This window comes from Buttiauxella cochleicola (genome assembly GCF_021282435.1).
Lineage (GTDB): Bacteria > Pseudomonadota > Gammaproteobacteria > Enterobacterales > Enterobacteriaceae > Buttiauxella > Buttiauxella massiliensis.
On the sequence record NZ_JAJSOT010000008.1, the window covers coordinates 1 to 26,679 of the forward strand.

Below are 26,679 nucleotides of genomic sequence, written 5' to 3' on the forward strand. Positions count from 1 at the left end.
ATCTGAGATATCAATCCTGCGAGTGCCCACACAGATTGTCTGATAAATTGTTAAAGAGCAGTGAGTTGCGCGCTTTCGCTTGCTAACTCGAGGTGGCGTATATTACGCTTTCCTCTTTCAGAGTCAAGCGTTTATTTTCGCTTTTCATCTGGCTGACAAGCCGGTTTGTAAGCCGTTGTGCCGTGTCAGTGGAGGCGCAGTATAGGGATTTTCTGGAAGCTGACAACCCCTATTTTCAAAATAATTACCGACCGCACATTTTTTAGGCGTTAAGCTTATTTTTAGCGCGCTTTTATCGCTTTTGGCAGGTCTGCGAGGCTATTAATGACAAAATCAGCTGCAGCTTCGCTTTGCTCAGTGACTGGCTTACCAGTACGAACCAGTACTTTTGTCCCTACTTGTGCAGCTGACGCTGCCTGCATGTCTTCCAATTTGTCGCCAACCATATATGAAGAAGCCATATCTATATGAAGGAACTCTTGAGCAGAGAGCAACATGCCCGGTTGCGGTTTACGGCAATCACAGGTTTGGCGAAACTCTTCTATTATTGCATCTGGGTGATGCGGGCAATAATAGATACCATCCAGGTCAACACCGCGGTCTGCTAAAGACCAGTCCATCCACTCTGTCAGATTTTCAAAATCATCTTCCGTAAACATGCCACGGGCGATACCTGATTGGTTGGTGACAAGAACCAATGCATAGCCCATTGCTTTTAACTCACGCATTGCGTCAATCACACCATCAATGAACTCGAACTGATCAACTTCATGGACATAGCCATGATCAACATTAATGGTGCCATCACGATCGAGAAAAATAGCGGGAACAGACTGTGCCACTTGGAAACTCCTGAAACTGGGATTATTAGCCGTAGTATCGCATGATTTCTTATCCGGGCGAGAACAGACAATCATTCGCGGATTGATTTAGACGTCTGGATGCCTTAACATCCATATCGATAGCGGTCATCGCCCGTTATCGGCAGCAGAAAATGCCACGGCTTACACTCATACGATAATAAATAACCTAATGATTAAACTTTCGAATATCACCAAAGTGTTCCAACAAGGGAATCGCAGCATACAGGCGTTGAATAACGTCAGCCTGCATGTTCCTGCTGGGCAAATTTATGGCGTGATCGGCGCATCCGGAGCTGGGAAGAGCACTCTTATCCGCTGTGTAAATCTGCTTGAGCGCCCAACAGAGGGTTCAGTACTGGTCGATGGTCAGGAGCTGACAACACTTTCTGAAGGGCAGCTCACCAAAGCGCGCCGTCAGATTGGCATGATTTTCCAGCACTTTAATTTACTCTCTTCCCGTACCGTCTATGGCAACATTGCATTGCCATTAGAGTTGGACAATACGCCGCGCGAAGAAATCAAACGTCGCGTATCTGAATTACTTGATTTGGTCGGCCTGAGTGAAAAACATGATGCATACCCTGCCAATCTTTCTGGCGGGCAAAAACAGCGTGTCGCTATTGCTCGTGCACTGGCCAGCAATCCTAAAGTGTTGTTGTGTGATGAGGCCACCAGCGCACTCGACCCAGCAACAACGCGTTCGATTCTCGAACTACTGAAAGATATTAATCGCCGCCTTGGTCTGACTATTCTATTAATTACCCATGAAATGGATGTTGTTAAACGCATCTGTGACTGCGTTGCGGTCATTAGCGACGGTGAGTTAATAGAACAAGATACCGTAAGCGAAGTGTTCTCTCATCCAAAGACACCGCTGGCACAACAGTTTATTCAATCCACTTTGCATCTGGATATTCCGGAAGATTACGCACAGCGTTTGAGCGCCGATAAAAGCAAAACAACAGTTCCTTTACTGCGCCTGGAATTTACCGGCCAGTCTGTTGATGCTCCGCTACTTTCCGAAACCGCCCGCCGCTTTAATGTGAACAGCAATATTATCAGCGCGCAGATGGATTACGCCGGCGGCGTGAAGTTCGGCATTATGCTGTGTGAATTGCATGGTGAACATCAGGATATGGACGCTGCTATCACATACCTGCAGCAGCAACATGTAAAAGTAGAGGTGCTGGGTTATGTCTGAGCCAATGATGTGGTTACTGTTAAAAGGCGTGTATGAAACGCTGGCGATGACTTTTGTGTCTGGCTTCTTTGGCTTCGTTCTTGGTTTGCCTGTCGGTGTGCTTCTTTATATTACACGTCCGGGGCAAATCAGCGCGAACGCTAAGCTTTATAACAGCCTTTCGGCGTTAGTGAATATCTTCCGTTCTATCCCGTTCATTATATTGCTGGTATGGATGATTCCATTTACCCGAATGATTGTAGGAACGTCGATTGGCCTGCAAGCGGCTATTGTGCCGTTAACCGTAGGCGCAGCACCGTTTATCGCTCGTATGGTAGAAAACGCCCTATTGGAAATCCCTTCGGGCCTGATTGAAGCTTCGCGTGCAATGGGCGCAACACCAATGCAGATTATTCGCAAAGTTCTGCTACCAGAAGCACTACCGGGTCTGGTGAATGCTGCAACCATCACGCTGATTACACTGGTTGGCTATTCTGCTATGGGTGGTGCTGTTGGTGCCGGAGGCTTAGGTCAGATTGGTTATCAGTACGGTTATATCGGTTATAACGCTACCGTGATGAATACGGTATTAGTGTTATTGGTGGTATTAGTGTATTTAATTCAATTCTCAGGCGATCGTATCGTCCGGGCAGTGACTCACAAATAATACGTTCAACACAACATCGTTTTTACACATAGTAAGGAAGGGATATGTCTTTTAAATTTAAAACCTTTGCGGCAGTTGGTGCTCTGATTGGTTCTCTGGCACTTGTGGGTTGCGGTCAGGACGAGAAAGATCCAAACCATATTAAAGTTGGCGTCATCGTTGGTGCTGAACAGCAGGTTGCTGAAGTTGCGCAGAAAGTCGCAAAAGAGAAATACGGCCTGGATGTTGAGCTGGTTACCTTTAACGATTACGTTCTGCCAAACGAAGCTCTGAGCAAAGGCGATATTGATGCTAACGCCTTCCAGCACAAACCATACCTGGATCAGCAGATTAAAGACCGTGGCTACAAACTGGTTTCTGTTGGTAACACATTCGTCTACCCAATTGCAGGCTACTCCAAAAAAATCAAATCATTGGATGAACTGCAAACTGGCGCACAGATTGCTCTGCCAAACGACCCAACTAACCTTGGCCGTTCCCTGTTGCTGCTGCAGAAACAAGGTCTGATCAAACTGAAAGATGGTGTTGGCCTGCTGCCAACAGTTCTGGATGTGACTGAGAATCCTAAAAACCTGAAGCTGGTTGAACTGGAAGCACCACAACTGCCACGTTCTTTGGATGATGCTCAGATTGCTCTGGCTATCATCAATACCACTTACGCAAGCCAGATTGGCCTGACTCCAGCGAAAGACGGTATCTTCGTTGAAGATAAAGACTCTCCATATGTGAACATGATCGTTTCCCGTGAAGACAACAAAGATGCTGAAAACGTGAAGAAATTTGTTCAGGCTTACCAGTCTGACGAAGTTTACGAAGCAGCAAACAAAGTCTTCAACGGCGGCGCAGTAAAAGGCTGGTAAATTTCCATTCTTCTATTTTTGCGTAAATAATCTAAGACGGGCTTATGCCCGTCTTGTTATTTGTACGAGAGCTTGGTTCAATAATCGCGTTTTATCATTCATTGAGGAAAAATTATGCGTGCTTTACCGATCTGTTTATTAGCAGTCATGCTGAGCGGCTGTACGATGCTAAGCAGATCCCCTGTTGAACCTGTTAAAAGCACTGCAACGGCGCCGACGCCAGAACCTGCTAAGCCTAAAGCTCCACGTCCAGCACCAGTAAGAATCTATACCAATGCTGAAGAGTTAGTCGGTAAACCTTTCCGCGACCTCGGTGAAGTCAGCGGTGATTCATGCCAGGTTAGCAATCAGGATTCGCCACCGAATATCCCAACAGCTCGCAAACGCTTACAAGTAAACGCCTCAAAAATGAAAGCAAATGCGGTCTTACTACATAGCTGTGATGTCACCAGCGGTACGCCAGGGTGTTACCGTCAGGCTGTTTGCGTTGGTTCGGCGTTAAACGTTTCTGCAAAATGACTGCATTTAGTTTCGAGCAAATTGGCGTTATCCGCTCTCCTTATAAAGAGAAGTTTGCCGTCCCCCGCCAACCAGGTTTAGTCACTGATGGCGGGGGCGAATTGCATTTACAACCTCCCTACAATGTGGCGGATGCCGTTCGTGGCCTCGAAGGTTTTAGTCATCTATGGCTGCTATTTGTCTTTCACCAAACGATGGAAGGTGGCTGGCGGCCTACAGTTCGTCCACCGCGCCTGGGCGGGAATGCGCGTATGGGGGTTTTTGCCACGCGTTCAACCTTCCGGCCAAACCCTATCGGCATGTCGCTGGTTGAACTGAAAGGTATTCGTTGCCAGAAAGATCAGGTTATTTTGCAGCTAGGCAGTCTGGATTTAGTCGATGGCACCCCCATCGTTGATATCAAACCTTACCTGCCGTTTGCGGAAGCCGTGCCAGAAGCCATAGCGGGTTATGCGCAAAACGCCCCCGCAGCCGATATGCCGGTATATTTTACAGCTGATGTGCAGCAGCAATTACCGGTGCTGGATAAACGTTATCTTTATATTGAGCGTTTCATCCGCCAGGTGCTCGCACAAGACCCTCGTCCGGCCTATCGTAAAACGGAAGATGCGGGTAAAACCTACGCCGTTTTATTGCTGGATTTCAATGTTCGCTGGCGTGTGACAGACGAAGGTTCAGAAGTGTTTGCAATTGAGACCCGTTAATTTATCGCCCTTCTCTTTTGACATTCCGGCCACACTGGTAAACTAAAACACTTATTTTGCATCAGGCTACTCAGGTAGCCAGTTATCTGCCGTTCAAATGGAACCGTAACAACATGCGTACTAGCCAATATCTGCTCTCCACACTGAAGGAGACACCAGCCGACGCTGAGGTCATCAGCCACCAACTGATGCTGCGTGCCGGGATGATCCGCAAACTCGCTTCTGGTTTGTATACCTGGTTGCCGACCGGTCTGCGCGTCCTGAAAAAAGTCGAAAACATCGTGCGTGAAGAGATGAACAACGCCGGTGCCATCGAGATGTGCATGCCCGTGGTTCAGCCCGCAGATTTGTGGCAGGAGAGCGGTCGTTGGGAACAGTATGGCCCAGAGTTGCTGCGTTTTGTTGATCGCGGCGATCGCCCATTTGTTCTCGGCCCAACACACGAAGAAGTCATCACTGACCTGATTCGTAACGAACTGAGTTCTTACAAACAACTGCCACTGAACTTCTTCCAGATCCAGACGAAGTTCCGTGACGAAGTCCGCCCACGTTTCGGCGTCATGCGTTCCCGTGAATTCCTGATGAAAGATGCTTACTCTTTCCATACCTCTCAGGAATCCCTGCAGGAAACTTATGATGCAATGTATCAAGCCTACAGCAAAATCTTCACCCGAATGGGTCTGGATTTCCGCGCGGTAGAAGCGGATACCGGTTCAATCGGTGGCAGCGCATCTCACGAATTCCAGGTGCTGGCTCAGTGTGGTGAAGATGATGTTATCTTCTCAACCGAATCTGATTTTGCAGCGAACATCGAATTTGCTGAAGCAGTCGCTCCGGCTGGCGGTCGTGCGGCACCAACCGTTGAAATGACGCAGATCGACACTCCGAATGCGAAAACCATCGCTGAGTTGGTTGAACAGTTCAACCTGCCGGTAGAAAAAACCGTTAAGACTTTGATGGTTAAAGCTACCGAAGGCAGCGCTTACCCGCTGGTTGCTCTGCTGGTTCGTGGCGATCATGAACTAAATGAAGTTAAAGCAGAAAAACTGCCACAAGTTGCTAGCCCGCTGACTTTCGCGACCGAAGAAGAAATTCGTGCCGTCGCTAAAGCAGGTCCTGGCTCACTTGGCCCAATCAATCTGCCAATCCCTGTTGTGATTGACCGTACCGTTGCTGTAATGAGCGATTTCGCGGCAGGCGCAAACATCGACGGTAAACACTTCGTTGGTATTAACTGGGAACGTGATGTTGCGCTGCCAGAAGTTGCTGATATCCGTAACGTTGTTGAAGGTGATCCAAGCCCGGACGGTAAAGGTACCCTGCTGATTAAGCGCGGTATCGAAGTGGGCCATATCTTCCAGCTTGGCACTAAGTATTCAGAAGCGATGAAAGCTTCTGTTCAGGGTGAAGATGGCCGTAACCAGACGCTAACCATGGGTTGCTACGGTATCGGTGTGACTCGCGTAGTTGCTGCTGCAATCGAACAGAACAATGACGAGCGTGGCATTGTGTGGCCAGATGCAATCGCACCATTCCAGGTTGCGATTCTGCCAATGAACATGCACAAATCTTTCCGCGTGAAAGAACTGGCTGAAGAGCTGTACTCAACTCTGCGTGCCAAAGGCATCGACGTATTAATGGATGACCGTAAAGAGCGTCCAGGCGTGATGTTTGCCGATATGGAACTGATTGGTATTCCTCATACTGTCGTTATCGGCGATCGCAACCTTGATAGCGAAGAAGTTGAATACAAAAACCGCCGTGAAGGTGAGAAGCAGATGATCAAAACCGGCGAAATCATTGATTTCTTGCTGGCACAGATTCAACGCTAAGACTGGCGTATAAAGTAAAAAGCCCCGCTAAGTGATTAGCGGGGCTTTTTTATATCCACTTGTTTATCAATCGTGGCAGCTTTTCTTAGGCTCAAATTTGGCTGCTCGGTCTGCAACGACTGTTTTCTTCAACTCGCCGCTATCTGGTGATGCCTGCAATGTAAAGTGAGCATCAACCACCAGCAATACCGGCTGATAATCCTCACCCCGCGCTGCCGCATATCCACGTTCCAGTTCTGCGTTACTGGCCACAGCGAATGTTTTCCCTGTAGAGCAATCCTGGAAAATCGCCGCATCAGCCATGTACTTATACATGCCTTTCATGGTCATTGGCGTTGCAGGTAACGCTTCTTTACTTGGCGTCAGAGTGTAAGTGAGCTGAGACTCAATCAAGTTACCTGCCCTATCCAACATCTCCAGGTTATCGCCTTTCGGGCGGAAATAGAGTTTTTCGCCGTCGCGTTCAGTGAGAACCAATTTATCCGCGGTACGTGCCCAACTTCCGTAAGAGGCAAAGACTGAAGGTTCTTTCACGCCCTGATAACGTTGATTCATCACCCAGGTACCGTCTTTTTCCAAAAACAGCGACGTTTCAATCCCTGAACAATCCGCGCAAGGTAAAACCCCTTTGTAACTTTGCTGCATTGGCTGTAGCTCTGCGGCTTGAGCAGGCTGTAACGTTTGAACTTCAGCCCGGTTATTACAGCCAAAAAGTGCAAACAAGCTACACACAGCGATAGCTGACAATAGAATCTTTTTCACCATCTCTTCCTTCTTCTGGTCAATATCTTTGCCGTTCGTCATTCAGGGCGACGGACTTTCCCGCGTAATGATTTCGTCGTTGATTTCTGTGATTTCGATGCGAGACGGCGCTCTTTCGATGCACGCGTAGGTCGTGTGGCTCGTCGGTTTTTTTGCTCAACAGTTAACTCTTGAATCAATGAAATCAGCCTTGCTACTGCAGCTTCACGATTCATTTCCTGACTACGGTACTCCTGCGCCTTTATCACCACCACGCCATCGGGCGTAATAAGATGGTGGCTGGCCGCCAGCAAACGTTCTTTATAATACTCTGGCAGGCTGGAGGCCCGGATGTCAAAACGCAAATGAATTGCCGTTGAGGTTTTATTCACATGCTGGCCGCCCGCTCCCTGCGCGCGGATAGCCGTAATAGTGACCTCACTGTCCGGTATTGCAATCGTTCGTGACACTTCGATCATTAATGATGCTGCCAGGCCGTAAAGTGAATTTCGAGATTATTCTCAGCATCAGATAACCAGATTGCACCGTCCTGAATGGTGGCCTGTAAGTTCATCGAACGTGTACCAAATTCGCACAGCTTCGCCAGTTGCTCATCATCCAGATACCAGATAGACAAGTTTTGGTATTGCTTGAGTTTGTTCTGATGCTGCTGCCACCAGACTTCAGCGGCACGACTGTTATAAGTAAACAGCGCCACTTCACCAGACTGGCTACAGGCTTTTTTCAGGCGTTTTTCATCTGGCAGACCTAGTTCAATCCATAGGTCGATACCCATATGGTCGTTACGCTGCCAGATTTCCGGTTCTTCTTCTGCGCTTAAACCCCGGCTGAATTGCAGACGCTCGTTAGCGTATTTAATCCACGCCAGCAGACGCAGCATCATACGTTCTTGCGTTTCCGAAGGATGGCGCGCAAGCGTCAGATTGCTATCCAGGAACTGATTGCGATCGAGATCGGCAACATTCACCATCGCTTTATAGATTGTTGCTTTTAACGCCATCACACTTCTCCGAACTCAATTAGGCGCTCATTGTAACCAAAACCTCGCTAAAACGCTGTTATGTATTCACTCAAGTAGAGGGGTGCGCTGCTGATATCGGTTTCATGCCTGTGGTATAGTCACCTTGCTAAACAGAGTTTATCTTCGTAGGCTTAACTGGCATCACACGATTAAGTCTGAGGTCGGGACTCTGAAAGGAGGGCGTGTGGAAAAGTATTGTGAATTAGTACGAAAGCGCTATGCGGAAATAGCCAGCGGAGATTTGGGTTACATTCCCGATGCACTGGGCTGCGTCTTGAAGGTGCTGAACGAAGTGGCTTCCAACGAAGCACAACCAGAATCTATTAGGGAACAGGCGGCGTATGCGGCCGCGAACTTACTGGTGAGCGACTATGTCAATGAATGATGCCTATCAACCCATCAATTGTGATGATTATGACAATCTCGAGCTCGCCTGCCAGCAGAACTTAATACTGACGCTGGAGTTGAAGAGCGGAGAAGTTTTCAAGGCGAAAGCCAGTGATCTGGTGTCTCGTAAAAACATCGAATACTTGATTCTCGATGATGCCGGTACCACTCGCGAAGTTCGTCTCGATAAAATTGCCAGCTTCAGCCATCCTGAAATTGGTACTGTCGTAGTTAGCGAATCCTGATACGCAAAGTATCCGCATGCGTGGGCAGCCTTGGGGCTGCCCTTTTTTATGGCTTCATTGAAGCGTAATAAGCAGCCAGATTGCTGATGTCCTCGTCGGAAAGGCCACTTACATAAGCCTTCATCACTTCAGCTTGCCCACCACTACGCTCGCCCTTTTTATATGCCTTCAACGAGTGTTCAAGATACGCCTCGTTTTGCCCGGCAAGATTCGGGTACATCGGCACGGAAACTTTCCCCGTAGCCCCGTGGCACGCCACGCACATCATGGCTTTTTGCTCACCTGCAGCGGCATCACCTTTTGCCAGTACCGGTTGAGCACAAAATAATATGCCCGCTAAAACAATGATTCTCTTCATGATTTATTCTCCTTTTGCCAGTCGACATGCCAGCATGATTCTTCCGTCGCCTTTCCATCCTGGGTAACAAAAACCCCAAGAGCGGCAATCAATTTTTCGCCGTAATATAACAGCGGCGTTCTTTCGCGCTGCCATGGCGCAATACCTGACTCTTGCCAGATCTTTTTCAAACTACGGCCACGTTCGCGCCCAACGATATGGAACTGTCCGGAAGCCTTAAAACGTACGGTAACGGGCTCGTCAACACCAGGTATGCGAACCTCCTGCCCAATAGATGCCAATTGAAGAGTGCCTAAGCCACCGGGCAATGTTAATGGCGCAAAAGGTGCAGACCAGGAAACGATCTCATCACCCAATCCGTTCATCAACGGCAACCAGTACAATGCCCCCTGATATCGGCGAACTTCAAAGCTGCCAAATTTCAAACGGGGGTTGGCATCTTCACGACTTGTTGCAACTTCATTCCACAGGCGTGCCAGCGCTGCTCGCGAAGGCATAGCTGCTTTCTGACGGCCAAACCAGCGGCGTAGCAACGCCGAACGCCGGATATCACTGAGCGGCTTTAGAGGCTCAATGAGTAATGAGCCATCGTCCTGAATCAGCGCCTCAAGTTGTTCGGCAAGCAACTCATCAAGTAATTGTTCTTGCTCTCCACATAACTCAGCGCTGCGGGCAACGCTTTGTGGGAAATGGGGCCAACGCTGTTGGATTTCAGGAATGACCCGCAACCTTAAGAAATTCCGATCGTAGCTATCATCCTGGTTACTTTCGTCTTCTATCCACGTTAATTGATGTTCATTAGCCCACGCTTCCAGAACTTTGCGCGTCTGCCCCAGCAATGGCCGGATTAATTCTGTCTCACCAAACGGCAAACGTTCAGGCATTGCGGCCAGCCCCGCAGGGCCACTTCCCCGCTTCAGGGCAAGTAGAAATGTTTCACACTGGTCATCAAGGTGCTGCGCCGTCAGCAAAACTTCGTCTGGTCGTATTGTTTCAGCCAGCGCCTGATAACGTGCTGCTCGCGCATGGGCTTCAATCCCTAATCCATCGTCTGCCAACTGCACTCGTTTTACTTCAAACGGTACGTTCCATTGTTCGCAAACTTGCTGGCAATGTTCGGCCCAATTATCGGCATAGGGGCTTAAACCGTGATGAATATGCATGGCGCGAATCTGGAAATTAGCGACCTGCGTATCGCGAAGCGTAACCAACTGGTGGAGTAAAACCGTGGAATCCAGCCCACCACTAAACGCCACCAGCAAATTCGGGTGCGGCTGCAATAATTTGATGAGAGGACGAAGTGGCATAGTCAGTAACTTGAATAAGGTTTTGCCCGGCACGTTACCGGGCTACGAGAAGAGAGGCAAGCGTTACTGCTGGTATAGCTCAAGAGGCAAGCCGTCGGGGTCGTTAAAGAAAGTAAAACGCTTATCGGTGAAAGGATCGATACGAACCGGCTCACACTTCACGCCATGCGCCTCAAGATGAACGATCGCGCTGTCGATATCGTCAACGCTGAATGCCAGATGGCGCAGCCCGCAGGCTTCCGGTCGGCTTGGTCTGGCGGGGGGGGAAGGAAACGAGAACAGCTCAATGACATATTGCCCGTTCAACGCCAAATCTCCTTTCCATGAATCCCGTTTCTCCCGGTACGCCTCAGCCTGTAGCGTGAAACCGAGAATGTCGCAGTAAAAATGTTTACTGACCTGATAATTCGACGCGATGATAGCGATGTGGTGAACCTGCTTTAAACCCAGCATAAATGCTCCTTTGTTTTTTCTGCACGGTAACGATCGGGATCCGTTAAATCAAGGCGTCAAACCCTTTTTAAGACTCGTACACGGTAAATGCCATCCTCACCCAGTTTGGCTCCGTGAATGTCGGTTTCAAACCCAGGATAGTGCTCTCCAACTGAACACAGCATCAGCAGGAAATCGAGCACCGCACGGCTCTCGTTGGTAATCATCTCACCCGGCATCACAACCGGCACACCTGGCGGATACGGCAGGATCATGTTTGCTGAAACACGGTTTAGCAGTTGTTCTATTTCGACCGTTTCAACGTTGCCTTTCACCTGCTGCTGATAAGCCTGATGCGGCGTCATTTTCATTTCTGGCAGCACATCAAAAGCACGCAGCATCAGGTCAGAAAGATTGTGCTGCTTAATCAGTTTGTGAATGCCCTGCGCCAAATCCTGAATGCGCATATTGCGGTAAAAATCAGGGTCTTCGGCATACAAATCTGGCAGCATGTTTTTCACCCGCAAATTGAGGTCGTACGAGCGTTTAAACTCCGTCAAACCACGCAGCAAACTCAATGCTTTGGTTTTATCTATCCCAATACTGAACAAGAACAACAGGTTATATGGTCCTGTCTTTTCGACGACCACGCCACGTTCATCGAGGAATTTCGCCACCAGCGCCGCCGGAATTCCCTCTTCCGCCATCGTTCCTAATTCATCCATTCCCGGTGTCAGAATCGTGACTTTAATCGGGTCAAGATACATATGGTCGGCATCAGCATCTTTGAAACCGTGCCAGTCTTCTTCGCCAGGCGAAATCGGCCAGCAGGCGGCTTCGTCGATAAATTCAGGCTGCCAGATATCAAAGAACCAATCCTCCGATTCTTCGCGCAGACGCTGAACTTCCCGGCGAAAATGTAGCGCACGCTCAACGGAACGGTTAATCAAACGCTTACCGGGATTACCACGCAGCATGGCCGCCGCTGTTTCAATCGACGCGACTATTGGATAGCTTGGCGACGTGGTGGTGTGCATCATGTAGGCTTCGTTAAACGTTTCCTCGTCGTAATCCCCTTTGATATGGATTAGCGAAGCCTGCGACAGCGCCGCCAGAAGTTTGTGCGTGGACTGGGTTTCGTAGATGATTTTTCCCGGCACACGGTCGCCGCTCATGCCGCTCTTCCCCTGATAAATCGGGTGGAAGTTGGTGTACGGCACCCAGGCTGAATCAAAATGAATCGAAGGCACGTCCAGCGTTTGCTTAATAAATTCGGTGTTGTAGAGCAAACCGTCGTAGGTCGAATTGGTGATCACCGCATGCACCGGCCATTGCGCATCTTTTGTCGCGGCAACTTTTGCCTCGATGCTTTCACGCATAAATTCACGTTTAGGAATGCCACCCAAGATCCCTAATGCGTTGCGTGTCGGCTTAAGCCAGAGAGGAACCAAATCCGTCATCATCAGCAAATGAGTCAACGATTTGTGGCAGTTGCGGTCGATAAGCACCGTGCTGCCGGAAGGTGCGGCATACATGCCGACGATTTTGTTCGACGTTGATGTGCCGTTGGTCACCATATAACTCTGTTCGGCACCGAAAGTGCGGGCAATATATTCCTCGGCTTCCAGATGCGGGCCGGTGTGGTCAAGCAACGACCCCAACTCCGTCACCGAAATAGAGACATCAGCCTTAAGCGTGTTTGCGCCAAAGAAATCGTAGAACAGGCAGCCGACCGGGCTTTTCTGGTACGCCGTTCCCGCCATATGGCCCGGCGTGCAAAAGGTATATTTCCCTTCGTTGACATAATTGAACAGCGCCTTAGTCAGCGGCGGCGTGATGTTATCCAGATATTCATTGGTGTACTGACGGATGCGCAGGGCGATATCGTCGGCGGCACTGAGTGCGTATTCAAAGAACCACAGCGCCATGCGCATTTCGTTGACGCTGACATCCAGCGAAGAGTGCGTATTGATAAACGCATATAGCGGCAGATACTCATTCAGCTCATTTATTTCGCTGCATAAATCCAGGCTGTACTCGTCCCAGTCAAAAATGACGCCACAAATACGCGGATTATGTTCGATGAGTTTGAGCAGGTCGGTGCTGTTGGTTGGGTAAATCAGGCGAAAACCTTGTGCTTCCAGAGCCTGATGCAGTTCTTTAATTGGCTCGTCTTTATAGAAAACGCCGTGCGGCCCCATGATTGCAATAATGTTCAACGCTCACCTCCTGGCAAAAAACCTTCAGGTAATCATAGTTTATTGAAAAGTGGCTGAGGACAAGTGCAGAGGTGTAAAGCTTCTTAAAGTGTGGATTTCAGATAATAAAAAAGGCCAGAATTTCTTCTGACCTTCTTCTTCAATATACCCGTTAGCATTCGAGTTGCAGGTAGGCGGCCAGGGAGCTTATCCCGATGAGCTTACTAAAGTAAGTGATTCGGGTAAGTGAGTGCAGCCAACGCCCCTGCAGCTTGAAGGATGATGGGTATATCACGCGTAGCCGTAACTCATCAGACGATGATAACGACGAGCCAGCAGCTCTTCGGTATTCAGCACGTCCAGATCGGCTAAATCTGCCAGCAGTTGCGCTTTCAGAGAAGCGGCCATTGCTTCCACGTTACGGTGTGCACCGCCCAGTGGTTCAGGAATGACGGAATCAATCAGTTTCAACTCTTTCAGACGTGGGGCAATAATGCCCATGGCTTCTGCGGCGATTGGCGCTTTGTCAGCGCTTTTCCACAGAATAGACGCGCAGCCTTCCGGGGAGATAACGGAATAGGTGCTGTATTGCAGCATATTCACTTTATCGCCCACGCCGATTGCCAGCGCACCACCGGAGCCACCTTCACCAATCACGGTACAGATGACCGGCACTTTCAGGCCAGACATTTCACGCAGGTTACGCGCGATAGCTTCTGACTGACCGCGCTCTTCCGCGCCCACGCCAGGATAGGCGCCAGGGGTGTCGATGAAGGTAATGATTGGCATCTTGAAACGCTCAGCCATTTCCATCAAACGCAGTGCTTTACGGTAGCCTTCTGGTGCTGGCATACCGAAGTTACGGCGGATCTTCTCTTTGGTTTCACGGCCTTTCTGATGGCCAATAACCATCACCGGGCGACCATCGAGACGCGCAATCCCGCCAACAATAGCTTTATCGTCAGCATACGCACGGTCACCCGCAAGTTCATCGAACTCATCAAAAGCGAGACGCAGGTAATCAAGCGTATACGGGCGCTGCGGGTGACGCGCCAGTTGAGCAATCTGCCATGCTCCTAAATCGGCGAAGATCTTACGTGTGAGTTCTACGCTTTTTTCACGCAGACGCTGCACTTCTTCGTCCAGATTAATATCTAACTTTTCATCCTGACGGCTAACTGCAGTCAGGGAATCAATTTTCGCTTCCAGCTCTGCAATCGGCTGTTCAAAATCGAGGAAATTCAGACTCATAATATTCCTGTATTAGTCAAACTCCAGTTCCACCTGCTCCGAGCCTATCAGCGAGCGAAGCTCATTGAGCAAACGATCGCTTGGGGAAACACGCCATGCCGCGCCGAAGCGCAAACGTGCTCGTGCATCCGCTCTCTGATAGTAGAGATGTACTGGAATGGTCCCCGAACGATGGGGTTCCAGAGACTGACGGAGACGGTTCAAAAGCTGGTCATCAATTTGCCTGTCCGTCAGCGAGATAGCAAGCCCACGCGCATACTTTTCGCGGGCCTCGTCTATGTCCATAACTTCGCGAGCGGTCATTTTAAGGCCACCGCTGAAGTCATCAAAGCTGACCTGTCCACTGACGATCAGGATACGGTCTTTTTCCAACAGATGCTGGTACTTTTCTAACGCATCTGTGAATAGCATCACTTCCAGGCGACCAGAACGGTCATCCAGAGTGCAGATGCCAATGCGATTGCCACGCTTGGTAACCATCACCCGCGAAGCAATCACCAGACCCGCAGCTGTGGTCATTTTACCACGTTCTGTCGGGTGCATCTCTTTCAGGCGCATGCCACCGACATAGCGCTCAATTTCTTTCAGGTACTGGGTGATCGGGTGGCCGGTAAGATACAGGCCCAACGTTTCACGTTCACCATCCAGTACCACTTGTTCTGGCCACGGAGTCACGCTGGCGTAGGACTGCTCAACCTGCTCCGGCTCATCGGCCAGCACACCGAACATATCCACCTGGCCGATGGCTTCGGCTTTGGCGTGTTGGTCAGCCGCTTTAAGTGCATCGGGCAGCGCATTCATTAATGCGGCGCGATGCGGTCCGAGGCGGTCAAATGCCCCGGACATCACTAATTTTTCAAGGATTCGTTTATTGAGTTTTTTAACGTCAGCTCGCGCACAGAGGTCGAATAACTCCCGGAAATAACCGCCTTTGTTACGCGCCTCAATTATCGCTTCAATCGGGCCTTCACCGACACCTTTAATCGCACCGATACCGTAAACAATTTCCCCGTCGTCATTAACGTGGAAATGGTACAGCCCGGAGTTGATATCCGGTGGCAGAATTTTCAGACCCATGCGCCAGCATTCGTCGACCAGGCCGACAATTTTCTCGGTGTTATCCATATCCGCGGTCATCACCGCGGCCATAAACTCTGCCGGATAGTGCGCTTTTAACCACAGCGTCTGGTAGGAAACTAATGCATAAGCAGCTGAGTGAGATTTGTTAAACCCGTAACCGGCAAATTTCTCTACCAGGTCGAAGATCTTAATCGCCAGCTCACCATCAATGCCACGAGACTTCGCGCCATCTTCAAAACCACCACGCTGCTTCGCCATCTCGACCGGGTTCTTTTTACCCATCGCACGACGCAGCATATCCGCACCGCCCAGCGAGTATCCCGCCAGCACCTGCGCAATCTGCATCACCTGTTCTTGATACAGGATAATACCGTAGGTCGGCTCCAGCACCGGTTTCAGGCTTTCATGCTGCCATTGAATATCAGGGTAAGAGATGGCTTCACGCCCGTGTTTACGGTCGATAAAGTTATCAACCATGCCTGATTGCAGCGGGCCAGGGCGGAACAGCGCTACCAATGCGATCATATCTTCGAAGCAGTCAGGCTGCAGACGCTTGATAAGATCTTTCATGCCGCGGGATTCTAGCTGGAACACCGCTGTGGTTTCCGAGCGTTGCAGCATGTCGAAGCTTTTCTTATCTTCGAGCGGGATAGCGGCGATATCAATCGGCTCTAAACCTTGCTTCGCCCGACGCGGGTTGATCATCTTCAACGCCCAGTCGATGATGGTCAGCGTACGCAAGCCCAGGAAGTCGAACTTCACAAGGCCCGCATATTCCACATCGTTTTTATCGAACTGGGTGACCGGGTTTTGGCCCTGGTCATCGCAATAAAGCGGAGCAAAGTCAGTAATTTTGGTTGGCGCAATGACCACGCCACCGGCATGTTTACCGGCGTTACGCGTTACGCCTTCAAGTTTACGCGCCATATCAATAAGCGCTTTAACTTCTTCATCTGCGTCGTACATCTCTGGAAGCTGTGGTTCAACTTCAAACGCTTTAGCAAGCGTCATCCCCGGATCGGGCGGGATCAGTTTAGAGATACGATCGACAAAGCCGTACGGGTGCCCCAGTACACGGCCCACATCTCGGATAACCGCTTTTGCCGCCATCGTACCGAAGGTAATAATTTGTGATACCGCCTCGCGCCCGTACATTTCGGCGACGTGGTCGATAACCCAATCGCGTTTTTCCATGCAGAAGTCGATATCGAAGTCGGGCATCGATACACGTTCCGGGTTAAGGAAACGTTCGAACAGCAGGTCAAATTCCAGCGGATCAAGATCGGTAATTTTCAGAGCATAAGCAACCAGTGAACCCGCACCAGAACCACGGCCAGGCCCTACCGGCACGCCGTTGTCTTTGGACCACTGGATAAATTCCATCACGATCAGGAAGTAGCCTGGGAAGCCCATCTGGTTGATAACTTTAAGCTCAATATCCAGTCGCTCGTCGTACGGCGGTCTTTTTGCCGCACGCTCTTCAGGATCTTTGAACAAGAATTCCAGACGATCTTCGAGCCCTTCCTTAGACTTCATCACCAGGAAGTCTTCGGTGGACATCTCACCGGTTGGGAATTGCGGCAGGAAATACTCACCCAAGCGCACGGTAACGTTACAGCGTCTGGCGATTTCTACGCTGTTTTCCAGCGCTTCCGGAATGTCTGAAAAGAGCTCGCACATTTCCTCTTCGGTACGCAGATATTGCTGCGAAGAGTAATTACGTGGGCGTTTCGGGTCGTCAAGGGTAAAGCCATCGTGGATAGCAACGCGGATTTCATGAGCATCAAAATCTGTGGACTCAATGAATCTTACATCGTTGGTTGCTACGACTGGCAAACCACGTTCATCCGCCAGAGCGACGGCTGCGTGCAAATAGCTTTCTTCATCAGGACGACCTGTGCGAATCAGTTCCAGATAGAAGCGATCGGCAAAATATTGCTGATAAAATTCCAGACACAGATCAAGCTGTGCTGTATTTCCACGCAACAAGTTTTTGCCAATATCCCCCATGCGCCCGCCAGAAAGAAGGATCAGCCCTTCGTTCAGTTCGGCAAGCCAGGCTCGGTCGATAATTGGGCCCGCAGCACCGTAACCACGCTGGTAAGCCTTAGAGATGAGCAACGTCAGGTTTTGATAACCGACATTGTTTGCGGCAAGTACGGTTAAATGACTGAGTTCATCACCCAGCAATTCATTCGCAACGTTAAAATCAGCACCAATGATCGGCTTAAGCCCTGCGCCATGCGCAGCACCATAGAATTTCACCAGCCCGCAGAGGTTGGTAAAATCAGTGATAGCAATTGCTGGCATCCCCATCGCCGCGGCTTTCTTCACCAGCGGAGCTGTTTTTGCCAGGCCATCAACCATGGAGTAGTCGCTGTGCACTCGCAGGTGCACGAAACGTGGTTCAGCCATTTCTCATTCCGTTTAGATGTGTAACGTACGTCCGCAAATCAGGACGCCAGTCCGAGAGCGCGTTTGACCGGAGCAAAGCTACGACGATGATGTTCAGTCGCGCCATGCTCTGCCAGCTTTTCCAGATGGAAAGCTGTGGGGTAGCCCTTATGTTGGGCAAAACCGTATTGCGGGAAAGAGAGATCAAGCTCTGCCATTTCACGATCGCGCGTCACTTTGGCAATTATTGATGCAGCACTTATTTCTGCAACCCGGCTGTCACCTTTTACCACAGCCAGAGAAGGCATAGGCAATGCAGGACAGCGGTTACCATCAATCAATACATATTCAGGAACCACGCACAGGCCAGCAACGGCACGCTGCATCGCAAGCATGGTGGCATGCAAAATGTTTAACTGGTCGATCTCTTCTGGCTCAGCACGGCCAAGGCTCCATGACAGCGCCTTTTCGACGATTTCATCGTACAGCGCATTGCGGCGTTTTTCAGAGAGTTTCTTAGAATCAGCAAGGCCAATGATAGGCTTTGCAGGATCGAGAATAACCGCAGCAGTGACGACTGCGCCAACCAGCGGGCCTCGACCCACTTCATCAACACCTGCGACCAGATGTGTATGAGGGTAAATAAATTCAATCATTGAGCGAGCTCCAGCACGGCATTCGCCGCCTGTTCATCGGCATTACAACGAATTTGCTGATGCAGTTCGCGGAAGGTGTCATGCATTTGGTGGCTCTGCGCCCCATCTTCAAGCAGCGGGCCAAGCGCTTTTGCAAGCGCATTGGGCTCGCACTCATCCTGCAATAATTCTTTAACCAGTTCACGGCCAGCCAGCAGATTTGGCAGTGAAACGTAATCCGTTTTGACAAGGCGCTTTGCAAGCCAGAAAGTGAACGGTTTCATGCGATAACCAACCACCATTGGGCATTTTGCCAGCATGCACTCAAGGGCTGCGGTACCCGATGCCAGCAAGGCAGCGTCACTTGCGACCATCGCTTCACGCCCTTGCCCATTGAGCAGGTGCATCGTCAGGTCAGGTGCGACTTCTGCTTTGATACGCTCAAATTGTTCACGACGTTTTGCGTTAACCAGCGGAACGACAATTTCCAGCCCCGAGAAACGCTCACGCAGTAAAAGAGCTGTTTTCAGGAAATCCGCGCTGAGCATTTCAACTTCTGCGCCACGACTCCCCGGTAATAGCGCCAGGCATTTAGCCTCTGGGGAAATTCCCAGAGTCGCGCGTGCGGCATTTTTATCAGGATCAAGCGGCATGGCATCAGCCATGGTATGACCGATAAACCGACACGGGACATTAAATCTATCGTAAAACGCTTTTTCGAAAGGCAGAAATGCGAGCACTAAATCCGTTGCTCTGCCAATTTTGAAAACGCGTTTTTGCCGCCATGCCCACACGGAAGGGCTGACGTAATGAATGGTGCGAATACCCTGCTTCTTAAGATTGCCTTCGAGCGTGATGTTGAAATCAGGCGCATCGATGCCGACAAAAACATCTGGCTGCAATTCGGTGAAACGGCGCGTGAGATCGGCTCGGATATGTAATAAGCGACGCAGGCGACCGAGCACTTCAACAATGCCCATTACCGCTAGCTCTTCCATCTCATACCAGGCTTCGCAGCCTTCAGCCTGCATCAAAGGCCCTGCAACACCAATAAAGCGAGCATCAGGATGACGGGCTTTCAGAGCACGAATCAGACCTGCGCCAAGAATATCGCCGGAAGTTTCTCCGGCGACCAGGGCAATCGTAAGCGGACGACCAGGTTTCATTTAGCGAATCAGACCACGAGTTGAACGTTCAAAAAATTCAACAAATGCGTTCACTTCTGGATGTTGCTCGGCAATCGCAGCAATCTCAGGCTTCGCTTCTTCGAAGGTTTTCCCGCTACGGTAGAGAATTTTATACGCGTTGCGAACAGCATGTATCGCTTCTCTTGAGAAACCGCGGCGTTTCAGACCTTCGATATTTACGCCGAACGGCGTTGCGTGGTTGCCCTGCGCAATAACATACGGTGGAACATCTTGTGCCACACCAGAACACCCCCCCACCATCACGTGCGCACCGATAATGCAGAACTGGTGCACAGCGGTCATGCCACCAATGATTGCGAAATCATCAACGGAAACGTGACCAGCAAGAGTTGCGTTATTTGCGAGGATACAGCGGTTACCGACCGTACAGTCATGCGCTACGTGAGCATTGACCATCAGCAGGTTATCGCTACCCACCTTCGTCAAACCACCGCCCTGCTCTGTTCCACGATGGATGGTGACGCTTTCGCGAATGCGGTTGCGATCGCCAATTTCCACACGGGTCGGTTCACCAGCATATTTAAGATCCTGGTTAACTTCACCAATGGAAGCGAACTGATAAATCTCGTTGTCACGGCCAATAGTCGTGTGACCATTTACCACAACATGAGATTTCAGAACGGTACCTTGACCGATTTCAACATGCGGACCAACAATACAAAACGGACCAATATGGACGTTAGCACCAATAACAGCACCGTCTTCCACAATGGCTGATGGATGAATAAAGGCGGATTTATCAATCACGTATTAACTCTCCCGGCTGCGGGCACACATCATAGTTGCTTCACAGACAATTTTACCGTCAACAGTTGCCACGCCTTTAAAGCGCGTCAGACCACGGCGGGTTTTCTCGAAAGTAACTTCCATGACCATCTGGTCACCAGGTACGACAGGACGTTTGAAACGTGCTTCATCGATACCAGCAAAGTAATAAAGCTCACCAGGTTCCAGTTTCCCTACGCTTTTGAACGCAAGAATACCGGTGGCTTGCGCCATCGCTTCAAGAATCAGCACGCCCGGGAAAATCGGTTTACCAGGGAAGTGGCCCTGGAAAAACGGCTCGTTTACTGTGACATTTTTTACTGCACGTAAAAAACGCCCTTCTTCAAAATCCAGCACGCGGTCTACCAGCAAGAACGGGTAACGGTGTGGCAGAAGTTCCAAAATCTCTTCGATGTGCAGAGTATGAGTGTCGGTAGTCAAGATACTCTTCCTGTCTAAATGTACCAAATGACAATAATAACACGGCCTGCGACTATCTCGAGATAGCTAGCAGGCCGCAAATCAGTAAGCACTAACGCGTCTTGGGCGGGTGACTTTTAGTCTTGTTGATTGATTTTTTTCTCAACGGATTTCAAGCGTTTGCTGATCTCGTCGATATTCATCACCAACGCGGCTGTTTTACGCCACACTTTGTTCGGCTGTAGTGGAATACCTGATGAGTAAACCCCCGGCTCTGTGATAGGGCGCATTACCATGCCCATTCCAGTCACGGTGACTTTATCGCAGATTTCCATATGGCCATTGATAACACTGGCACCACCAATCATGCAGTAACGGCCAATTTTCAGGCTGCCTGCCATGATCACACCGCCAGCAACAGCAGTATTGTCGCCAATCACAACGTTATGTGCAATCTGGCATTGATTATCAATGATAACACCATTGCCAATAATCGTGTCGTCTAGTGCGCCACGGTCAATCGTAGTACAGGCACCGATCTCGACACGATCGCCAATGATCACGCGGCCAAGTTGGGGGATCTTCACCCAGTTGCCACGATCGTTAGCGTAACCAAAACCATCTGAACCGATGACGGTACCGGACTGAACCAGGCACTGTTCACCAATCTGGATTTCATGGTAAATCGACACATTCGCCCACAGGCGTGTGCCAGCACCAATTTTGGTGTGTTTACCCACGAAACAGCCAGGGCCAATTACGACGTTATCGCCCAGCACGACACCAGACTCGATAACCGCATTAGCGCCAATGGCTACGTTATTACCCAACGTCGCAGTTGCATCAATCACTGCACTTGGTGCGATGTTTTGAGCAGGTTGCGGCGTGGAATCAAGGATTTGCGCCATGCGAGCATATGTGAGGTAGGGATTCTTCACTACCAGCGCTGCGCTATGTGCGAAAGGGAGGTCGGCTTCAGTCATAACGACGGCAGAAGCCTGGCAAACAGCCAATTGCTCACGGTAACGTGGGTTAACCATAAACGTAATTTGGCCAGCCTGGGCCGTTTGCATAGATGCAACGCCGGTGATGACGAGATCGCCATCACCGTGCAAATCTGCATCCAACTGCTGGGCTAAATCAGCCAGTCGAATTGAAGACATTACTTATTTAACCTGTTTCAGAACATCTGAAGTGATGTCTTTAACACTGCTACCTGCATAAGCAACGGTGTTAGCATCCAGAACTACGTCGATGCCTTTGTCGTCAGCAACTTTCTTCACTGCGCTCTGAATACGAGTAACAAGTTTGCCACGCTCTTCGTTAGAACGACGTTGACGATCTTGTTCGAATGCCTGAGCTTTAGTCTGGAACTGCTGACGTTGAGCCATCAGATCTTTTTCAGCTTTGCTGCGGTCAGCAGATTTCATGGTAGAGCCATCACGTTGCAGCTTTTGCATTTTGGATTGCAGGTCGCCTTCCATATTCTGCAACTCGCTTGCGCGGCCTTTAAACTCGTTTTCAAGAGTTTTAGACACACCGGTGCTCTGTGCTACCTGTTGGAACAGGTTGCCCATGTTTACTACAGCAATGCTGTCAGCTGCTTGAACGCTGGCAGATGCAGCCATAGCGAGGCCAAGACCTGCGGCAAATAACCACTTTTTCACAATAAACTCCTTACCATCCCGAATGTGTCCGAAGACACTCTTTTTTGCGTGTGCCAGTTCTGCATTTCGCGAACTGGCATCAACGCTACACTGCTTTTATACAATCTTTCGCACAGAACAGTTACCAGGTTTTACCAATGTTAAACTGGAACTGTTCCGCTTTGTCGCCTTCGTACTTCTTGAACGGTTGGGCATAAGAGAAGACCAACGGCCCCAGTGGTGACATCCATTGCAATGCGATACCTGCTGACATACGAATATTACTTGGGTCACTGTAGTCAGGAATCCCGTCAGCAGAATACTTGGTATTATCCCAGTTAGTATCCCAAACAGTACCTGCATCCACGAACAGAGAGGTACGAACTGAGTTCGCATACTTCTCGCTCAAGAATGGCGTTGGCGTGATAAGTTCAAGACTTGCCACTGCCATTGCGTTACCACCGACTGCATCATCAGAACTACACACTTCAGTTGATGAAGCTTTGTTACAGTTATCTGTATCATTGCCGCCGTAATAAACAGCTTTAGGACCAATGTTATTGGACTGGAAACCACGAACAGTACTGGAACCACCGGCATAGAAGTTCTCATAGAACGGCATTTCTTTGCCGCCAAGACCATCACCGTAGCCCCAACGAGTACGTCCTAACATGACCCAGGTATGATCTTCATCAATTGGGAAGTAGCTTGCCGTATCCAGAGTGACTTTATAGAACTCGTTATCAGAGCCCGGCACGGTAACTTTACCGTTCAGGTTCACACGTGAGCCTTCCGTTGGGAAGTAACCACGGTCAAGCTTGTTGTAAGTCCAGCCATAGTTCAGCGTGAAGTCATCTGCAGCAAAACCATTGTCATCAGATGACGTGCTAGCCGATTGACCAACAGAATCCAGATAACGCCACATCGCAACCTGCGGTTGCATGTTGGACAGGTCGTTGTGAACGTAACCTAAGCCCAGACGCAATGTGTTGTTTTCGTTAACCGGGAAGCCAAGCGTTCCGTCCACACCATAACTTGTGTTGGTGTAGTCAGAAAGATCCGCATCATCAGCTTTAAAGTCATTGTAGAAGAGACGGCCACCGAGGCTTACACCGTCAACTGTAAAGTACGGATCGGTTACCGACAATTCAGCATATGTCTGATAATCGTTTTTGGTACCGTTGATACCAACCGAGTAGCCTGTTCCTAACCAGTTATCCTGCTGGACACCGACCTGGAAGCTGATACCACTTTCAGTACCGTAACCCACACCAAAGTTGAAGCTACCGGTGTTGCGCTCTTTAACTTTGTAGACCACATCAACCTGGTCAGGGCTACCTGACACACGTTGCGTATCAACATCTACAGTTTCGAAGTAACCCAAACGATTCAGACGATCTTTACCTGAGTTCACAAGATCGCTACCCAGCCAGGTCCCTTCCATTTGGCGCATTTCGCGACGCAGGACTGAATCTTTACTGGTGTCGTTGCCTTCAAAACGAATTTTACGCACGTAATAACGGTTACCAGAATCAACGTTCACATGCAGTTTAACGGTCTTATCTGCATCGTTGATTTCAGGTTGCGTTTGCACACGTGGATAGGCGTAACCATAACGACCCAACAACTTCTTGATGTCGTCTTCCATCTTGGTCACTTTGGTGCCGTTATAAAGCTCACCTGGTTTGAGTTTAGTCAGCGTTTCAATTTCTGCTGAGTGCCCTGCCAGATTACCGTTCACCGTCACACCAGCAATCTTGTACTGATCGCCTTCTGTAACGTTGATGGTCACGTAAATGCTTTTCTTATCAGGCGTCAAACTGACCTGAGTCGAATCGATGTTAAAGCGAGCATAACCGCGATCCAGATAGTAACTGCGCAGCGTTTCGAGATCGCCGGCCAGCTTCTGTTTCTGGTATTTACGGTCACCCACCACGTTCCACCATGGCACTTCATCGCGCAACTGGAAATGCGAAATGAGTTCATCAGTCGTAAACGCATGGTTGCCGACGATGTTGATTTGCTGAATTTTGGCAGAAACGCCTTCCTGGAATACCAGTTTCAGGTCAACACGGTTACGCGGCAATGGCGTAACAACGGCTTTCACGCTGGCACTGTACTTACCAACGCTGTAGTAGAAATCTTCCAGCCCTTTTTCAATATCAGCCAGGGTCGTTCTATCCAGTGATTCGCCGACACGCACACTAGAAGCCTCGAGGTTCTGCTTGAGCATGTCGTCCTTCACGGACTTGTTACCGGAGAAGGTAATACTCGCGATTGTCGGGCGTTCTTTCACCTGAACAACTAACGTTTCGCCATCACGAAGTACCCGGACATCTTCGAAGTTCCCGGTAGCAAACAGTGAACGAATAGTATTACTGATATCCTCGTCAGAGACAGTATCGCCTACGCGAACCGGCATGCTGAGGAGGGCCGCACCGACGGCGACTCGCTGCAGGCCTTCGAAATGAATATCCTTCACCACGAACCCGTCTGCACCGTATACGGTGGCGCTGCTAAACAGCAGCGACGCTATGAGCAACTTTTTCATCGCCATCGTTGTTATGCGTTCTTCCTAACCTATTCTCTCTAAAACCGAGAGAAATCATTGAAAAGTGCAAGCCCCATCAACAGCACCAGCAATATAGAGCCAATGCGGTAACTAAAGTCTTGAACTCGCTCGGAAACCGGCCCACCCTTCAGCTTTTCAATCGCCAAAAAGAGCAGATGTCCCCCGTCCAGGACGGGTAACGGAAACAGGTTGATTATCCCCAGATTGACGCTAATCAGCGCCAGGAACATCAGATAGTAAATCAACCCAGATTCCGCTGACATCCCTGCCCCTTGAGCTATAGAGATTGGCCCACTGAGATTATTCAGTTTGATGTCACCGGTTATTAATTTTCCCAGCATGTTGACTGTAAGCTTCATCAGTTGCCAGGTTTTATCCGTGGCTTCCGCGACAGCAGCAAACGGCCCATACTGGCGTACTGTTTTATACTCATCAGGCAGCGGGATAACCTTTGGTACTACCCCCGCAAACCCTTCAGCCTTCGCTTTACCCGGTTTTGTATCCGGTATCAGCGTTAAAGACAAGAGCGCCCCTTGTCTTTCTATTTCTAGCTCCAGTGGGTGACCTGGATTGTCACGCACCTGGCTAACAAATTCTGTCCACTGAGCAAGCGCCGCACCGTTGACTTTAACGATCCTGTCCCCGGCTTGCAAACCCGCTTTGCTCGCTGCGGAATTGGGCTGTACTTCTTGTAATACCGTTTCAATTTGCGGGCGACGTGGCCCGATGCCTAATGAGGTGATCGGATCCTGCTTTTCTGGCTCAAATTGCCAGTGGCGCAAATCTAGCGTTTTCTCACTTTTCAGATTTGAACCTAGTGGTGCCAGCGTAAGATTAACACTGTCATCACCAATCTTTGCCATCAACTCAAGTTGAACCGATTCCCAGTCAGGCGTTTCGATACCATCTATCGCTTTAAGTTCCATGCCTGGTGCAATTTGTGCTTCTGCTGCTATCGAGTTGGGTATTACTTCACCAACAACCGGACGAACACCAGGGACACCGATGATAAACACCAGCCAGTAGGCAAACACAGCGAAGATGAAGTTAGCAATAGGACCGGCCGCAATAATCGCAGCGCGTTGAGAAACGGTTTTGTTATTAAAGGCCTGATGACGTAGTTCCGGCCTAACCGGCTCAACACGTTCATCAAGCATTTTGACATAACCACCCAGTGGGATCAGGGCGATTACAAATTCGGTACCGTGGCGATCGGAACGACGCCAGAGCGCTTTACCAAAACCAATGGAAAAGCGCTCCACTTTGACGCCACAGCGGCGAGCAACCCAGAAATGGCCGAACTCATGCACGGTAATTAATACACCCAGTGCGACAATAAACGCAGCCAAATTCCAGAGTAAGCTCAGCATATA

At 49.7% G+C, this 26,679-nt stretch carries 26 protein-coding genes; 8 read left to right on the forward strand and 18 right to left on the reverse strand.

The genetic code is table 11. From position 1 onward, the window contains the following. Positions 1-281: 281 nt before the first annotated feature. Complete coding sequence (gmhB, locus tag LVQ77_RS17305; RefSeq protein WP_151995019.1) at positions 282-842, reverse strand: D-glycero-beta-D-manno-heptose 1,7-bisphosphate 7-phosphatase; 561 nt, start codon at positions 840-842, stop codon at positions 282-284. 190 nt (positions 843-1,032) lie between these two features. Here gmhB and metN point away from each other — a divergent pair, with 190 nt between their 5' ends. The 6 genes from metN to proS all read left to right on the forward strand — a co-directional run bounded on the left by metN (position 1,033) and on the right by proS (position 6,625). Continuing rightward, complete coding sequence (metN, locus tag LVQ77_RS17310; protein WP_232905103.1) at positions 1,033-2,064, forward strand: methionine ABC transporter ATP-binding protein MetN; 1,032 nt, start codon at positions 1,033-1,035, stop codon at positions 2,062-2,064. After that, positions 2,057-2,710, forward strand: a complete 654-nt coding sequence (locus LVQ77_RS17315) for a methionine ABC transporter permease MetI (protein WP_034493533.1) — start codon at positions 2,057-2,059, stop codon at positions 2,708-2,710. Before metN ends, LVQ77_RS17315 begins: the two co-directional genes overlap by 8 nt. A gap of 44 nt (positions 2,711-2,754) precedes the next feature. Beyond that, on the forward strand, positions 2,755-3,570 hold the full coding sequence (gene metQ, locus LVQ77_RS17320; protein WP_154151392.1) for a methionine ABC transporter substrate-binding lipoprotein MetQ: 816 nt from the start codon (positions 2,755-2,757) through the stop codon (positions 3,568-3,570). Positions 3,571-3,684: 114 nt separating this feature from the next. Beyond that, positions 3,685-4,089: an envelope stress sensor lipoprotein RcsF gene (gene rcsF / locus LVQ77_RS17325; protein ID WP_232866201.1), complete on the forward strand. Its 405-nt coding sequence runs from the start codon at positions 3,685-3,687 to the stop codon at positions 4,087-4,089. Next, positions 4,086-4,793 (forward strand): tRNA (N6-threonylcarbamoyladenosine(37)-N6)-methyltransferase TrmO, encoded by a 708-nt coding sequence (gene tsaA, locus LVQ77_RS17330; RefSeq protein WP_232905104.1) that lies wholly within the window; start codon positions 4,086-4,088, stop codon positions 4,791-4,793. Before rcsF ends, tsaA begins: the two co-directional genes overlap by 4 nt. Positions 4,794-4,906: 113 nt before the next feature. Continuing rightward, positions 4,907-6,625 (forward strand): proline--tRNA ligase, encoded by a 1,719-nt coding sequence (gene proS, locus LVQ77_RS17335; protein WP_232866198.1) that lies wholly within the window; start codon positions 4,907-4,909, stop codon positions 6,623-6,625. Positions 6,626-6,691: 66 nt separating this feature from the next. Here proS and nlpE read toward each other — a convergent pair whose 3' ends face one another. The 3 genes from nlpE to LVQ77_RS17350 are packed head-to-tail and all read right to left on the reverse strand — an operon-like array spanning position 6,692 to position 8,387. Then, positions 6,692-7,387, reverse strand: a complete 696-nt coding sequence (gene nlpE / locus LVQ77_RS17340) for an envelope stress response activation lipoprotein NlpE (protein WP_232866205.1) — start codon at positions 7,385-7,387, stop codon at positions 6,692-6,694. Between the two features lie 38 nt (positions 7,388-7,425). Beyond that, positions 7,426-7,845, reverse strand: coding sequence for an alternative ribosome rescue aminoacyl-tRNA hydrolase ArfB (gene arfB / locus LVQ77_RS17345; RefSeq protein WP_151995014.1), 420 nt, complete (start codon positions 7,843-7,845; stop codon positions 7,426-7,428). Beyond that, a complete protein-coding gene (locus LVQ77_RS17350; RefSeq protein WP_151995013.1) occupies positions 7,845-8,387 on the reverse strand; it encodes a YaeQ family protein in 543 nt (180 codons plus the stop codon). Before LVQ77_RS17350 ends, arfB begins: the two co-directional genes overlap by 1 nt. A 205-nt stretch (positions 8,388-8,592) precedes the next feature. Here LVQ77_RS17350 and LVQ77_RS17355 point away from each other — a divergent pair, with 205 nt between their 5' ends. Continuing rightward, positions 8,593-8,793: a YaeP family protein gene (locus LVQ77_RS17355; RefSeq protein WP_064540227.1), complete on the forward strand. Its 201-nt coding sequence runs from the start codon at positions 8,593-8,595 to the stop codon at positions 8,791-8,793. After that, positions 8,780-9,040, forward strand: a complete 261-nt coding sequence (gene rof, locus LVQ77_RS17360) for a Rho-binding antiterminator (RefSeq protein WP_151995012.1) — start codon at positions 8,780-8,782, stop codon at positions 9,038-9,040. Before LVQ77_RS17355 ends, rof begins: the two co-directional genes overlap by 14 nt. Positions 9,041-9,086: 46 nt before the next feature. Here the strand turns inward: rof and LVQ77_RS17365 are convergent, their stop codons facing one another. From LVQ77_RS17365 to rseP, 14 genes are all read right to left on the reverse strand, one after another. Continuing rightward, positions 9,087-9,398 carry a c-type cytochrome gene (locus tag LVQ77_RS17365; protein WP_233338217.1) on the reverse strand — a complete coding sequence of 104 codons (312 nt, stop codon included), beginning with the start codon at positions 9,396-9,398 and terminating at the stop codon, positions 9,087-9,089. Next, entirely contained in the window at positions 9,395-10,705 is a 1,311-nt protein-coding gene (gene tilS, locus LVQ77_RS17370) for a tRNA lysidine(34) synthetase TilS (protein ID WP_232905105.1), read from the reverse strand. The genes LVQ77_RS17365 and tilS overlap by 4 nt, the downstream gene beginning before the upstream one ends. Before the next feature lie 63 nt (positions 10,706-10,768). Beyond that, the gene (locus tag LVQ77_RS17375; protein WP_232905106.1) at positions 10,769-11,158 is read right to left on the reverse strand and encodes a VOC family protein; all 390 of its coding nucleotides are present in this window, start codon (positions 11,156-11,158) and stop codon (positions 10,769-10,771) included. Positions 11,159-11,214: 56 nt separating this feature from the next. Next, the gene (locus LVQ77_RS17380) at positions 11,215-13,356 is read right to left on the reverse strand and encodes a lysine decarboxylase LdcC (RefSeq protein WP_232905107.1); all 2,142 of its coding nucleotides are present in this window, start codon (positions 13,354-13,356) and stop codon (positions 11,215-11,217) included. Positions 13,357-13,626: 270 nt separating this feature from the next. Next, positions 13,627-14,586, reverse strand: coding sequence for an acetyl-CoA carboxylase carboxyl transferase subunit alpha (gene accA, locus LVQ77_RS17385; RefSeq protein ID WP_064516346.1), 960 nt, complete (start codon positions 14,584-14,586; stop codon positions 13,627-13,629). Positions 14,587-14,598: 12 nt separating this feature from the next. Continuing rightward, on the reverse strand, positions 14,599-18,081 hold the full coding sequence (gene dnaE, locus LVQ77_RS17390; RefSeq protein WP_232905108.1) for a DNA polymerase III subunit alpha: 3,483 nt from the start codon (positions 18,079-18,081) through the stop codon (positions 14,599-14,601). Positions 18,082-18,119: 38 nt separating this feature from the next. Next, positions 18,120-18,716 (reverse strand): ribonuclease HII, encoded by a 597-nt coding sequence (gene rnhB, locus LVQ77_RS17395; RefSeq protein ID WP_134186980.1) that lies wholly within the window; start codon positions 18,714-18,716, stop codon positions 18,120-18,122. After that, positions 18,713-19,861 carry a lipid-A-disaccharide synthase gene (gene lpxB / locus LVQ77_RS17400; protein WP_232905109.1) on the reverse strand — a complete coding sequence of 383 codons (1,149 nt, stop codon included), beginning with the start codon at positions 19,859-19,861 and terminating at the stop codon, positions 18,713-18,715. The genes rnhB and lpxB overlap by 4 nt, the downstream gene beginning before the upstream one ends. Continuing rightward, positions 19,862-20,650, reverse strand: coding sequence for an acyl-ACP--UDP-N-acetylglucosamine O-acyltransferase (gene lpxA, locus LVQ77_RS17405; protein ID WP_232905110.1), 789 nt, complete (start codon positions 20,648-20,650; stop codon positions 19,862-19,864). It lies immediately after the preceding gene. 3 nt (positions 20,651-20,653) lie between these two features. Further along, positions 20,654-21,109, reverse strand: a complete 456-nt coding sequence (gene fabZ, locus LVQ77_RS17410) for a 3-hydroxyacyl-ACP dehydratase FabZ (RefSeq protein ID WP_064516336.1) — start codon at positions 21,107-21,109, stop codon at positions 20,654-20,656. 116 nt (positions 21,110-21,225) lie between these two features. Continuing rightward, positions 21,226-22,251: a UDP-3-O-(3-hydroxymyristoyl)glucosamine N-acyltransferase gene (lpxD, locus tag LVQ77_RS17415; RefSeq protein ID WP_154151412.1), complete on the reverse strand. Its 1,026-nt coding sequence runs from the start codon at positions 22,249-22,251 to the stop codon at positions 21,226-21,228. 3 nt (positions 22,252-22,254) lie between these two features. Beyond that, the gene (gene skp, locus LVQ77_RS17420; protein WP_232866188.1) at positions 22,255-22,755 is read right to left on the reverse strand and encodes a molecular chaperone Skp; all 501 of its coding nucleotides are present in this window, start codon (positions 22,753-22,755) and stop codon (positions 22,255-22,257) included. Between the two features lie 121 nt (positions 22,756-22,876). Beyond that, the gene (gene bamA / locus LVQ77_RS17425; protein ID WP_232905111.1) at positions 22,877-25,291 is read right to left on the reverse strand and encodes an outer membrane protein assembly factor BamA; all 2,415 of its coding nucleotides are present in this window, start codon (positions 25,289-25,291) and stop codon (positions 22,877-22,879) included. Positions 25,292-25,323: 32 nt separating this feature from the next. Further along, the gene (gene rseP, locus LVQ77_RS17430; RefSeq protein WP_232905112.1) at positions 25,324-26,676 is read right to left on the reverse strand and encodes a sigma E protease regulator RseP; all 1,353 of its coding nucleotides are present in this window, start codon (positions 26,674-26,676) and stop codon (positions 25,324-25,326) included. Positions 26,677-26,679 lie beyond the last annotated feature (3 nt).